11 protein-coding genes and 1 pseudogene are annotated in these 12,887 nt (G+C 73.0%); 9 read left to right on the top strand and 3 right to left on the bottom strand.

What is annotated here, in order from left to right:
* The first annotated feature begins 5 nt into the window (after window positions 1-5).
* From ACWC2T_RS29500 to ACWC2T_RS29530, 7 genes are all read left to right on the top strand, one after another.
* Window positions 6-1,076, top strand: coding sequence for an ABC transporter ATP-binding protein (locus ACWC2T_RS29500; protein WP_450673388.1), 1,071 nt, complete (start codon window positions 6-8; stop codon window positions 1,074-1,076).
* A gap of 14 nt (window positions 1,077-1,090) precedes the next feature.
* Window positions 1,091-2,557 (top strand): HAD-IA family hydrolase, encoded by a 1,467-nt coding sequence (locus tag ACWC2T_RS29505; protein WP_450673389.1) that lies wholly within the window; start codon window positions 1,091-1,093, stop codon window positions 2,555-2,557.
* A gap of 93 nt (window positions 2,558-2,650) precedes the next feature.
* Entirely contained in the window at window positions 2,651-5,395 is a 2,745-nt protein-coding gene (locus tag ACWC2T_RS29510) for a nitrate- and nitrite sensing domain-containing protein (protein ID WP_450673390.1), read from the top strand.
* Window positions 5,385-5,807 (top strand): roadblock/LC7 domain-containing protein, encoded by a 423-nt coding sequence (locus tag ACWC2T_RS29515; RefSeq protein ID WP_450673391.1) that lies wholly within the window; start codon window positions 5,385-5,387, stop codon window positions 5,805-5,807. The genes ACWC2T_RS29510 and ACWC2T_RS29515 overlap by 11 nt, the downstream gene beginning before the upstream one ends.
* A gap of 10 nt (window positions 5,808-5,817) precedes the next feature.
* Window positions 5,818-6,198, top strand: a complete 381-nt coding sequence (locus tag ACWC2T_RS29520) for a DUF742 domain-containing protein (RefSeq protein WP_450673392.1) — start codon at window positions 5,818-5,820, stop codon at window positions 6,196-6,198.
* Between the two features lie 412 nt (window positions 6,199-6,610).
* Window positions 6,611-7,408 carry a carbon-nitrogen hydrolase family protein gene (locus ACWC2T_RS29525; protein ID WP_450673393.1) on the top strand — a complete coding sequence of 266 codons (798 nt, stop codon included), beginning with the start codon at window positions 6,611-6,613 and terminating at the stop codon, window positions 7,406-7,408.
* A 61-nt stretch (window positions 7,409-7,469) separates the two neighbouring features.
* Complete coding sequence (locus ACWC2T_RS29530; protein ID WP_450673394.1) at window positions 7,470-9,167, top strand: flavin monoamine oxidase family protein; 1,698 nt, start codon at window positions 7,470-7,472, stop codon at window positions 9,165-9,167.
* A gap of 40 nt (window positions 9,168-9,207) precedes the next feature.
* Here the strand turns inward: ACWC2T_RS29530 and ACWC2T_RS29535 are convergent, their stop codons facing one another.
* A complete protein-coding gene (locus ACWC2T_RS29535) occupies window positions 9,208-10,137 on the bottom strand; it encodes an LLM class F420-dependent oxidoreductase (protein WP_450673395.1) in 930 nt (309 codons plus the stop codon).
* A 98-nt stretch (window positions 10,138-10,235) separates the two neighbouring features.
* The gene (locus ACWC2T_RS29540) at window positions 10,236-10,922 is read right to left on the bottom strand and encodes a DUF5995 family protein (protein WP_450673396.1); all 687 of its coding nucleotides are present in this window, start codon (window positions 10,920-10,922) and stop codon (window positions 10,236-10,238) included.
* A gap of 110 nt (window positions 10,923-11,032) precedes the next feature.
* On the opposite strand from ACWC2T_RS29540, the pseudogene ACWC2T_RS29545 reads away from it, so the two are divergent.
* Window positions 11,033-11,144: pseudogene (locus ACWC2T_RS29545) on the top strand (alginate lyase family protein); the annotation flags it as partial.
* A gap of 106 nt (window positions 11,145-11,250) precedes the next feature.
* Window positions 11,251-11,709 carry an acyl-CoA thioesterase gene (locus ACWC2T_RS29550; protein WP_450673397.1) on the top strand — a complete coding sequence of 153 codons (459 nt, stop codon included), beginning with the start codon at window positions 11,251-11,253 and terminating at the stop codon, window positions 11,707-11,709.
* Here ACWC2T_RS29550 and ACWC2T_RS29555 read toward each other — a convergent pair.
* Complete coding sequence (locus ACWC2T_RS29555; protein ID WP_450673398.1) at window positions 11,669-12,886, bottom strand: MFS transporter; 1,218 nt, start codon at window positions 12,884-12,886, stop codon at window positions 11,669-11,671. The two genes, ACWC2T_RS29550 and ACWC2T_RS29555, sit on opposite strands and share 41 nt — an antisense overlap.
* Between the last annotated feature and the right edge of the window lies 1 nt (window position 12,887).

The raw sequence follows: 12,887 nt of genomic DNA on the forward strand, positions 1-12,887 counted from the left end.
CCTACATGACCGCCACCCTGCCCGAGACCCGCACACAGGCCGCCACCGTCGAATTCCGTTCGCTGCGGCGTGAGTTCGGGGCCACCGTCGCCCTCGACGGGCTCGACCTGACCGTCCGCCCGGGGGAGTTCCTGGCCCTGCTCGGCCCCTCCGGCTGCGGCAAGACCACCGCACTGCGCATGCTCGCCGGCTTCGAACACCCCGACTCCGGCGCCGTGCTGGTGGACGGCGAGGACGTCACCCACGTGCCGGCCCACCGCCGCGACGCCGGCATGGTCTTCCAGTCGTACAGCCTCTTCCCGCACCTGAGCGCCGTCGACAACGTCGCCTTCGGGCTGCGCATGCGCGGCGTCCGAACCTCCGAGCGGCGCGCCCGCGCCGCCGAGTTGCTGGAGCTGGTCGGCCTCGCCGACAAGAGCGAGCGCTATCCGCACCAGCTCTCCGGCGGCCAGCAGCAGCGCATCGCGCTGGCCCGCGCCCTCGCCCTGCGCCCGCGTGTGCTGCTGCTCGACGAGCCGCTGTCCGCGCTGGACGCCAAGGTGCGGCTCACCCTGCGCGAGGAGATCCGCCGGCTCCAGCAGGAGCTGGGGATCACGACCCTGTTCGTCACCCACGACCAGGAAGAGGCCCTGTCGATCGCCGACCGGGTCGCCGTCATGCGCGCCGGATGCCTCGAACAGTGCGCCGAGCCCGCCGAGTTGTACGGCCGCCCCGCCACCGCCTTCGTCGCCGAGTTCGTCGGCACGATGAGCCGGATCCCGGGCGCGCTGAAGGACGGCACCGTCGAGGTGCTCGGGCAGCGGCTGCCGGCCGACGGCGAGGTGTCCGACGGCGAGGTGGACGTGCTGGTGCGGCCCGAGGCCGTCCAGGTGCGCCCGGACGAGCAGGGCACCGCCCGGGTCGTCGCCACCGCCTTCCTCGGCGCGGTCGTCCGGGTCACCGTACGGCTCGCCGACGGCACCGAGGCCAAGGCCGACCTGCCCGCCCACGAGGCCACCGGGCTCGGCGCCGGGACCGCCGTCGAGGTGTCGCTGCCCGAGCGGCCGGTGCTCGTGGCCGAACGTATCCAGAAGTGAGGAATCTCCCGAACGTGACCCCCCACATCCATCAACTCCCGCTGCAGGCCGTTCTGTTCGACATGGACGGCACGCTCGTCGACACCGAGCGGCTGTGGTGGGAGGCGGTCGAGCAGATCGCCGGGCGCCCGCTGACCGAGGCCGACCAGCCCGATGTGCTCGGCCGCCCGGTCGAGCACACCGCCGCCTGGCTCGGTGCGGCCGACGGCAGGCCGGCCGCCGGCCTCGCGGCCGAGCTGCACCGCGAGTTCGCCGCGCGCGTCCGCACCGGGATCGTGCCCCGGCCCGGCGCCCTGGACCTGCTGGACGCGCTGGCCGCCGCCGGCGTCCCCGCCGCCCTGGTCACGGCGTCCCCGCGCGCGGTCGCCGACGTCGTGCTCGACGCCCTCGGCGCCGACCGGTTCGCGGCCTCCGTCACCGCCGACGACACCGCCCGCACCAAGCCGGACCCCGACCCCTACCTGGCGGCCTGCCGGGCCCTCGGCGTCGACCCCGCCGCCTGTGTGGCCGTCGAGGACACCGGGACCGGCGTCGCCTCCGCGGAGGCCGCCGGCTGCGCCGTCCTCGCCGTACCGTCCCTCGCCCCCATCGGCGCGGCGCCCGGCCGGACCGTACGGGATAGCCTCACCGGGGTGACGGTCGAGGAACTGGGGCGGATGGTCGCGCCCGAACTGCGGGTGATGAGCTGGAACCTGTGGCTGGGCGGCAGCGAGGTCGACGACCACCGGGCCAAGCAGCTCAAGGTCATCCTGGAGAGCGGTGCCGACGTCGTCGGGCTCCAGGAGACGGGCGGCACCGCCGCCCAGGAGCTCGCCGAGGCGCTGGGCTGGCACCACCACCGGGCCGGCGAGAACCTCGGCGTCATCAGCCGTCACCCCATCACCGCCCGCTTCGGCGACCCCGACGTCGGCTTCTACGGCGCCGCGGGCGTCCGGATCGCCGTGGCGCCGGGCCGCGAGGTCGACATCTGGACCGCGCACCTGCACTACACGCCGTACGGCCCCTACGAGTCCGTCTTCGACGGGTTGCCGGCACCGGAGCTGATCGCCCACGAGGAGCTGCGGCTGACCCAGATGCGGGACGCCCTGGACCGCATCGCCGAGACGTCCGCCGAAGGCATCCCGGTCGTTCTCGTCGGCGACTTCAACTGCCCCTCCCACCTGGACTGGCCGGACGTGGCGTGGCCGGTGACCAGGGCCGCCGAGGACGCGGGCTTCGCCGACTCCTACCGGGAGGCCCACCCGGACCCCGTGGCCGAGCCCGGACACACCTGGTCGCCGATCCACCCGGTGCACGAGGACGGCAGCGGACGGCCCGAGCCGCAGGACCGGATCGACTACGTCCTGCACCGCGGCCTGACCGTGCGGGACGCGCGCACCCTCGTCACCGGCAGCCCGCGGCCCTGGCCCGACGTCGCGGACAACGACTGGCCCTCCGACCACGCGGCGGTCGTCACCACCTTCGCCCTGACCAGGACGTGACCCCGGGTTACCGTAGGTCACCATTGCGGCACTGGTGATCATCCCGTAGGTTGTGCCGCGCTCTCTACTGACTGGTAACCCGGCAGGTACCCCATGCGCTGGCCCCTCGGCCGTCCCACCACCGTCCGTGCGCGGATCGTGGCGCTCGCGCTCGCCCCGGCCGTCGCGCTGATGGGGCTGTGGAGCTTCGCCATGTGGTCCGTCACCGGCGAGACGCGCGCGCTGATCCGGCTCCAGGGGGTGTACGAGGACTTCGGCACCCCCGTGGACACCGCGGTCGGGCAGATCCAGATCGAGCGCCGGATGTCCGCCGCCTACCTGGGCGCCCGCCTCGACACGGCCACGGCCGCATCGCTGCTCGAACAGCAGCGCCGCACCGACCGGGCCGTGGACGCCATGCGGCAGGCGATCCGGGGCGGCGACCGCAGCCGGCTCACGGCCCGGCAGCGGCAGGCGCTGGACGCCATGGACGCGGCCACCGGGAAACTGGACGGGCTGCGCTCGCTGGTGCTGTCCCGGCACATCACCTGGGACCGGGCGGTGGACGCGTACAGCGCGCTGGTCGAGCCCGGCTTCGACGTGCAGTCCACGCTCACCGCCCTCCAGGCCGGACAGCTCGCCCGCGAGGCACAGGTCGTCATCGAGCTGGTACGGGTACGGGAGTTCGTCTCGCGGGAGGACGCGCTGGTCGCCGGGGCGCGGGCGGCCGGCACGCTGAGCGGTCGGCAGTACGACACGCTGACCGCCACCATCGAGGACCGGCGGGTGTTCCAGCGCACGTACGTGCCGGACCTGCCCGCCGACTCGCGTGCGCTGTTCGGGGACTTCCAGCGCGGGGACCTGTACGGCTCGCTGGTGCGCGGCGAGGACGCGCTGCTGCGGGCCGGGGCCGCGGGGGCCGGGAAGGCGGTCGCGGCGGACACCTGGCGGTCCACCACCGACCGGGCCGTCAAGCGGTACATGGAGCTGTGCACGCGGTCCGCCGAGAACTCCGCGGCACGCGGGCGGGCCTTCGCCTACCGGGAGCTGACCAAGGCGGCCGTCGTCGGTGTGGTCGGGCTCGCCGCCGCCGGTCTTTCGCTGTGGTTCGCGGTGCGCGGCGCCCGGCGCATCTCGCGGCGCCTGGAGACCCTGCGGGACGCGGCCGACGTACTGACGCAGCATCAGCTTCCCGATGTCATGCGCCGGTTGAGTGCCGGTGAGGACGTGGACGCGGCGGCGGAGGCACCACCGGTGGCCGCCGACGAGGTGCGCGACGACGAGATCGGGCAGGTCGGCCGGTCCTTCAACACCGCGCGGCTCGCCGCCGTCGAGGCCGCCGTCAAGCAGGCGACGCTGCGCCGCGGCCTGTTCGCGGTGCTGCTCAACATCGCACGCCGCAACCAGGCGCTGGTGCACCGTCAGTTGAAGCTCGTCGACACACTGGAACGGCGCACCGACGATCCCGACGTGCTGCGTGAGCTGTTCCGCATCGACCACCTGACCACGCGCATGCGCCGGCACGCGGAGAGCCTGATCATCCTCTCCGGCGCCGCGCCCGGACGCCGCTGGCGCCGGCCCGTGCCGATCGCGGACGTCGTCGCCTCGGCCGTTGGTGAGATCGAGGACTACGCGCGCGTCGCGGTGCCGCCGATGCCGGAGCTCGGCGTCGCGGCGGACGCGGTCGCCGACGTGGTGCACCTGATCGCCGAACTCCTCGAGAACGCCACGGTGTTCTCGCCGCCGCACACCCAGGTCACCCTGCGCACCGGGCGGGTCGGCAGTGGGTTCGTGCTCGAGATCGACGACCGGGGGCTCGGCCTCGACAGCGAAGCCCGTGACCGGGCCCACGCCACCCTCACCGACCCCGACGCCTTCGACCCGACCCGCCACGACCGGCTCGGCCTCTACGTCGTCGGCCGCCTCGCAGCCCGCCACGGCATCGAGGTGAGCCTCCGCGACTCGCCGTACGGCGGCACGACAGCGGTGGTCCTGCTGCCGGAGGGGGTGCTGGCCGAGGTGGAGCCGCGCGAACCGGGCGCAGCGGTACGGGAGTTGCCGTCCAGGAAGCGGGCGGCTGTGCCCCCGCCGGGCGAGCCGTTGAGCACGCCCGCGGGTGACTTGCCCACGCGGAACCGGCTCGCCTCCGTGCCCGCGCCGGGTACGGGGCCCGTGTCCGAGCCGGGGCCGGAGGAGGGGCCGTCGTCTCGAACCGTCCCTGATCCGGGGGCGGTACGCGAGCTGCCGCCGGACGGCCCGACGACTGTGGCTGCTCCCGGTCCGGGGACCGGTTCCGCACCACCGCCGGAGCCCGCCCCGCCGACGCCGGGCCCCCTGCCGTCCCGGCCCGCGCCAGCCCCCGGGGCCGAGCCCGAGTTGCCGGTGGGTGACCGGTCGTCGTCCCCGGCCGCCCCCGCCCCCGAGGCCGTATCCGAGGCGCCGGTGTCCCCGCCCGCCCTGCCCACCCGGACCCGGCAGGCCTCCCTGGTCCGGGAGCTGCGGGACGAACCGCCGCAGCACGACGCCGCACCCGAGCGCGAGATCGACGCCGATGAGATGCGGGCGGTCTTCGGCGCCTTCCAGCGCGGCCTCGACCGCGGCCGCAGGGGCCTGCCGGCGACTCGCGGCACCGCTGCGGCACAGCCGACGGAACGGCAGTCCCCCAGGGGCGCGGGGAACGGCGCGACCAGCCCCCACGCACCCGCGCCCGAACGCCCACCCGTACCCGGCCACGCACCCGAACGCGCGCCTGACCATGGACCCGCACCCACACCCGCCCCCGACCACCCGGACGACGCGATCAACGACACCGTGCCCACCCACGCCCACGAAGGGACGGACACCGACGATGCCCGGTGACGAAGAGCAGCCCGCACGGCCCGCCGAGTCCGGCGGAGCGCTCGACTGGCTGCTGGACGACCTCGTGGCGCGCACCGAGCACGTCCGGCAGGCCGTGCTGCTGACCGCCGACGGTCTCCCGCTCAGCAGCTCGGACGGGATGCGCCGACGGGACATCGAGCACCTGGCCGCCGTCTGCTCCGGCTTCCACAGCCTGGCCCGCTCGGCGGGGGAGCGGTTCGCCGCGGGCGAGGTACGGCAGACCATGGTGATGCTCGACGACGGTTACCTCTTCATCACCCCGGCCGGGCACGGCAGCCGGCTCGCCGTCCTCAGCGAGGCCGGCACCGACGTGGGCCAGCTCGCCCACGAAATGGCCCTGCTCGTCCGCCGCCTGGGCCACCACCTGGACGCGGCCGCCCGCACCCCCTGATGATCCCGCGGTGAGCGACGAGCACTGGTACGAGGACGAGACCGGGTCGATGGTGCGCCCCTACACGGTGACCCGTGGGCGCACCCGGCCCGCGGGCGCGCACGCCATCGACCTGATGTCCCGGGTCACCGCGCTGGAAGCCGATGCGCCGGGACCCGGTGTCGACCATGCCCGTGCCGCCCTGCTCGACCTGATCCGGCGCGGCCCGCGTCCCGTGGTGGAACTGGCCGCGGACGCCGACCTGCCCCTGACCGTCCTGCGGGTCCTGCTCGGTGACCTGGCCGAGGCGGGCCTGATCCGTATCGACGAGCCCCGCCGCCCCCCGGCCGGCGGCCCGGCCGCCGACCCGGGGCTGCTGCGGGAGATCATGGAACGGCTGCGGGAGATCTAGCCGTTTGTCACAGCCCTGTACGAGAGCGTGTCGATGAGCGTGTTTATGGGGCAGCACGTCACCCGTACCGCCGAAGGGGAACCATGGCGGTCCTTTCCGCAGGTCAAGCGCGTGAACTGAACGATCTCCACTCTTCCGGCGGCCGCCGGCCCGCACATCGCTCCACGGCCGGAACCCCACCTCCCCCGTCCGGCGGGGAACCCCGGCCGGGACCTGCGCCCTGGGGGAGGACGGGGAACCGGACCCGTGGGCGCGCAACGAATCGCCGCCCGGCCCGCACTCCACGCAACGAACCGTGCACGGGCGCGCAACGGCTCCTTCTTGTCGGGCCGAGCGCGCCGACCGTACCTTCTTCGTGGCCCCGAAAAACGTCGGGGGTCACCCCAAAAGCCACTTTCCGGTGAGGACCCGCATGCGCACCGCCCTGCTCCAGAGCTCCGGCCACCCCGGCTCGATCGCCGAGAACCTCAAGGTCCTCGACGAGGCCGCGGGCCGTGCCGCCGCCGCGGGCGCCGCGCTGCTCGCCGCACCGGAGATGTTCCTGACCGGGTACGCGATCGGCGACGACATCGCCCGCCTCGCCGAGCCAGCCGACGGCGACAGCGCGGACGCGATCGCCGAGCTGGCCCACCGGCACGGCCTGGCGATCGCCTACGGCTACCCGGAGCGCGACGGCCAGGCCGTGTACAACTCCGCCCAGCTGATCTCCGCCGAGGGCACCCGGCTCGCGAACTACCGCAAGACCCACCTCTTCGGCTGCTTCGAACGCGACCACTTCACGCCGGGCGAGCAGCCCGTCGTCCAGGCCGAGCTGAACGGCATCACCGTCGGCCTGATGATCTGCTACGACGTCGAGTTCCCGGAGAACGTGCGCGTCCACGCCCTGGCCGGCACCGACCTCCTCGTCGTCCCGACCGCGCAGATGCACCCCTTCCAGTTCGTCGCCGAGTCCCTGGTGCCGGTGCGCGCCTGGGAGAACCAGATCTACGTCGCCTACGTCAACCGGGTCGGCCAGGAAGGCGAGTTCGAGTTCGTCGGGCTGTCCGTCCTCGCCGGTCCCGACGGGGTCGCCCGCGCCCGGGCGGGCCGCGGCGAGGAGTTGGTGTGCGCCGACGCCGACCCCGCCTTTCTGGCCGCCTCCCGCGAGGCCAACCCGTACCTGGAGGACCGCCGCCCCGGTCTGTACGGGTCCCTGACCCAGAATCCCTGAGCTTTCCCCTGAACTTCCTGAACTTCCCCCCGAGTTCTTTCGCGCAAGGAGTCCGTACCCCATGACGTCCATGGTGCCCAACGCCGTCGAGCACACCGACGAGCAGCAGCCGCCGATCACCATGTTCGGCCCGGACTTCCCCTACGCCTACGACGACTTCCTCGCCCACCCCGCGGGCCTCGGCCAGATACCCGCGAGCGAGCACGGCACCGAGGTCGCGGTCATCGGCGGCGGTCTGTCCGGCATCGTGGCCGCGTACGAGCTGATGAAGATGGGCCTCAAGCCCGTCGTGTACGAGGCCGACCAGATCGGCGGCCGGCTGCGCACCGTCGGCTTCGAGGGCTGCGACGAGTCGCTGGGCTGCGAGCTGGGCGCGATGCGCTTCCCGCCGTCCTCCACCGCCCTCCAGCACTACATCGACATGGTGGGCCTTCAGACCAAGCCCTTCCCGAACCCGCTCGCCGAGGCGACCCCGTCCACCGTCGTGGACCTCAAGGGCGAGTCGCACTACGCCGAGACCATCGACGACCTGCCCCAGGTCTACCGGGACGTCGCCGAGGCCTGGAACAAGTGCCTCGACGAGGGCGCCGACTTCTCCGACATGAACCGCGCCATGCGCGAGCGGGACGTGAAGCGCATCCGCGAGATCTGGGCCAGGCTGGTCGAGAAGCTCGACAACCAGACCTTCTACGGCTTCCTCTGCGACTCCGAGGCCTTCAAGTCCTTCCGGCACCGCGAGATCTTCGGCCAGGTCGGCTTCGGCACCGGCGGCTGGGACACCGACTTCCCGAACTCCATCCTGGAGATCCTCCGTGTCGTCTACACCGAGGCCGACGACCACCACCGCGGCATCGTCGGCGGCTCCCAGCAGCTGCCGCTGCGCCTGTGGGAGCGCGAGCCCGAGAAGATCGTCCACTGGCCGTACGGCACCTCGCTGAAGTCCCTGCACGTGGACGGCGAGCCGCGCCCGGCCGTGACCCGGCTGCACCGCACCGCGGGCAACCGGATCACCGTGACGGACGCGAACGGCGACATCCGCACCTACAAGGCGGCGATCTTCACCGCCCAGTCCTGGATGCTGCTGTCCAAGATCGACTGTGACGACTCGCTCTTCCCGATCGACCACTGGACCGCGATCGAGCGCACCCACTACATGGAGTCCTCGAAGCTCTTCGTGCCGGTCGACCGGCCGTTCTGGCTGGACAAGGACGAGGAGACGGGCCGGGACGTCATGTCGATGACGCTCACCGACCGCATGACCCGCGGCACCTACCTGCTGGACGACGGCCCGGACAAGCCGGCCGTGATCTGCCTGTCCTACACCTGGTGCGACGACAGCCTGAAGTGGCTGCCGCTGTCCGCGAACGAGCGGATGGAGGTCATGCTGAAGTCGCTCGGCGAGATCTACCCGAAGGTCGACATCCGGAAGCACATCATCGGCAACCCGGTGACGGTCTCCTGGGAGAACGAGCCCTACTTCATGGGCGCGTTCAAGGCCAACCTGCCGGGCCACTACCGCTACCAGCGGCGCCTGTTCACCCACTTCATGCAGGACCGGCTGCCCGAGGACAAGCGGGGCATCTTCCTGGCCGGCGACGACATCTCCTGGACGGCCGGCTGGGCCGAGGGCGCGATCCAGACCGCGCTGAACGCGGTCTGGGGCGTCATGCACCACTTCGGCGGCGAGACCGACCCGGCCAACCCCGGCCCGGGTGACGTGTACGACGAGATCGCCCCTGTGGAGCTGCCCGAGGACTGACCAGAACAACGAGCAAGGACCAAGGCGCGGGCGGCCGGACTCAGACTCCGGCCGCCCGCGCCTTTTCCAACACCTCCGCCGCGACGTCCGTCAGCTCCTGCGCGTCCCGCGCGGTGCCCTGGAGGTCGATGAGGATCTCGTCCAGACCGATGCCGGCGTACTCCACGAGGTCCGCCACGATCTGGTCGACATCGCCCTGGAAGGGTCGGCGGTCCGCCCCGTCGTACGGCTTCGCCTGGCGGCTGGTGTTCACCCGCAGCACGGTCCGGATGGGCTTCGTACGGCCCCGCTCCTCGGCCAGCTCCCGCAACCGCCGCCACTGTGCGCCGACTCCCTCCGCGCTGAACCCCGCGGGCAGCCAGCCGTCGGCATGGTCCACGAGCCTGCGGAAGGCCCGCTCGTTGCTCGCCGCCAGCATCACCGGGATCGGCCGGGCGGGCTTGGGCCCGACCACGGCGGAGGCGATCCTGGTCACCTGGCCTTCGTAGACGACCGGATCCGGACCCCACACCGCCCGGCACACCTCGATGATCTCGTCCAGCACCCTGCCGCGCTCCTCGAAGGGCCGGACGGAGGAGGCCGCGTACTCGTCCAGGGACCAGCCGGTGCCGAAGCCCGCGATCACCCGGCCCCCGCTCGCCGCGTCCAGCGAGGCCAGGGCCTTGGCGAGCTGGAACGGCACGTGCAGCGGCGCCACCAGCACGCTGGAGCCCAGCTCCGCCCGCTCGGTGGCCGCCGCGGCGAGGGTGAGGGTGACCAGCGGATCCGCCACGTTCCGGTACTGGTCCGGCCAGGGCAGGCCCTCGATGCCGTACAGACCCTGGGTGGCGGGCTCGGGGAACAGGGCCCGTTCGAAGACCCACAGGCTGTCGTAGCCGATCCGTTCGGCGGCGCGTGCCACCGCGGGCACGTCCGCGCCGATCGAGTACTGCCGCATCTGGGGAAGACTCAGGCCGAGCCGGGTCGCCATACCGCTGCTCCTCTGCCGTCGGATGCCTGCCGGGGGAACGTACGGCGATCACGGGGTGTTCCGAAGGCGGCTCGCGCAGGGGCGGAATCCGGCCAGGTTCAGCCGCCGAGCGGTGTCAGCAGCATCCGCCCCGCGAACCCCACCGCCGCGTCCAGCCGTTCGGCGAACTCCTCGGCCATGCCGGCGCAGTGGCGCAGCGCCCACAGGGCCCGTGCCGCCACCCAGGCCGCGTCGCGGGCCCGCTCCAGGCTCCAGGAGCCCAGCAGATGCGTGAGCGGGTCGGCGAGCTGGAGCAGATCGGGGCCCGGCATCAGATCCTCGCGGACCCGCTCCTCCAGGGAGACGAGGAGCTCGCCCACGCGGTCGAACTCGTCCTCCAGGTCCGGCGGTTCGCAGCCGAGCGTACGACAGGCGTCCACCACGGCGAGGGCCAGGTCGTGCCCGATGTGCGCGTTGATGCCCGCCAGCGCGAACTGCAGTGGCCGTACCCCCGGATGGCGGCGGAGCTGGAACAGCGGACGCCAGCAGGCGGGCGGACGGCGGTCCGCGGCCACCGCGTCGACCGCCGCCAGATAGCGCTCGGCGAACCGCACGTCCAGCGCGATCGCGCCCCGCGGGTCCGGGAACTCCCCGCCGCCCAGGCGCCGGTCGATCTCCTCGGTGACGGTGAGGTAGACGCGGTTGAACACGGCGACACCGTCCCGCTCGGGCAGCGCCGCGCCCAGGGCCCGCATGCGGCAGACGACCGCGTCGACGGGAGTGGTGACGTGTTCCAGCTGCGCCATGAGGGAAGGGTCCCAGCCCCGGGCCGAGGGGCGTGCCGACCGGCCGGAGACGTCGCCGGAACGGGGGAACGGACGCGCGGCACGGACCGGCAGGACGCCGAGAAGGTTCGAATGCCGGCTTCCTGGACTGGCAGAAGAACAGCGACTTCGGCAAGCAGGAGGGCGCGGCCGGCAACAACCACGGCACCTTCTACGACATGCAGCTCGCCGCCCTACTGGACTCCGTTGGACTCCATCGCGGGCTGAGCGCGGCCCGGAACAGGGCTTCTGAGCGGTCGCTTAGTATGGAACCGTCCCAAGAGCAGCGAAGTTTCAGGAGCCCGTCCCCTTGACCGCCGAAGCCCCGATCGCGCCCGCCGTCTCCCACGGCCGGCTGATCCCCGTCACCGTGCACTTCGACGACCTCGACGCGCTCGGGCTCCTCCACAATGCGCGCTACCCGCTGCTGGTCGAGCGCGCCTGGACCGAGCTGTGGAGCGAGCACGGCGTCCGCTTCGACGGCGACTGGCACGCGGCCGGCGACGCCTGCAACGCGGTCCGCGAACTGCGCATCAGCTACGAGGCGCCGGTGACCAGCCCCGGCGTCTATGGCGTCCATCTCTGGCTCGACCGGCTCGGCACCACCGGTCTGACCTACGGCTTCCGCTTCTGCTCGGCCGACGGGGTGCAGACCTATGCCCAGGGCACCCGGGTGCTGGTCCGGCTGGACGCGTCGACCCTGCGGCCGACGCCGTGGACCGACGCCTTCAGGGCCGTGGGTCGGGAACTGCTGCGGCCGGCCGGCTGACCTCGGCCCGGCCGACGCCCCGCTCGGCGCTGCGCAGCACTCCTGCGAACACCGCGAGCCCGCAGGCCAGCGCCGTCACCGCACAGAACGACACCACCAGGCTGGTCGCCTGGGCCACCCCGCCGATCAGACTCGGCGCGATCAGGCCGGAGGTGTAGGTGATCGTCGCCACCCCGGCGATGGCCTGGCTGGGGTTGGGCCCGGCGTGCCCGGCCGCCGCGAAGCACAGCGGCACGACCACCGCGATGCCGAGCCCCATCAGCGCGAACCCGCCCATCGCCACGGCCGGATGCCCGGCGAACACGATCAGCAGCCCCCCGAGCACGGCCAGGACGCCGCCGGCCCGGACGGTACGCACCGCGCCGTACCGGTTCACCACCGCGTCCCCGGCGATCCGGGCCAGCGCCATCGTCAGCATGAAGCCGGTCGTGCAGGCCGCGGCCACCCCGGCCGAGCTGTCCAGCCGGTCCCGCAGGAACACCGCCGACCAGTCCAGGCTCGCGCCCTCCGCGAACACCGCGCAGAAGCCGACCGTGCCGATCAGCAGCGCCGAGCGCGGCGGCAGCGCGAACCGCGGCGGCGGCTCCTCGTCGTCGGCCGGCTGCAGATCCAGCACCCAGGTGCAGGCCACCAGTCCGAGCACGGTCAGCACGGCCGAGGCGAGCGAGAAGTGCAGCCGGGCGTCGGAGCCGAGGTGCGCCGCGAGCGTGCCGGCCGCCGATCCGATCAGCGCGCCCGCACTCCACATGCCGTGCAGGCCCGACATGATCGACTTGTCCAGCAGCCGCTCGATCTCGACACCGAGCGCGTTCATCGCCACGTCGGCCATGCCCGCGCTCGCGCCGTAGGCGAACATCGCCAGGCACAGGGTGTACAGGTTCGGCGCGAGGGACGGCAGGACCAGGCAGAGCGTCCACAGCGCGAGCAGACCGCGCAGGGCCGTACGGCTGCCGAAGCGGTGGGTGACCCGGCCCGCCAGTGGCATCGCGCACGAGGCACCGAACGCCGTGAAGGCCAGCGCGAACCCCAACTGGCCCGCGCCGAGCGACGCGTGGTCCTGGATCCAGGGCACCCGGGTGGCGAAGGAGCCGGTCACGGCGCCGTGCACGGCGAACACGGCCGCCACGGCGTACCGGGCGCGCCTCACTTCCGTCCGGGCGTATCCCACGTCACTCATG

The sequence above is a fragment of the Streptomyces sp. NPDC001393 genome, from assembly GCF_053597455.1.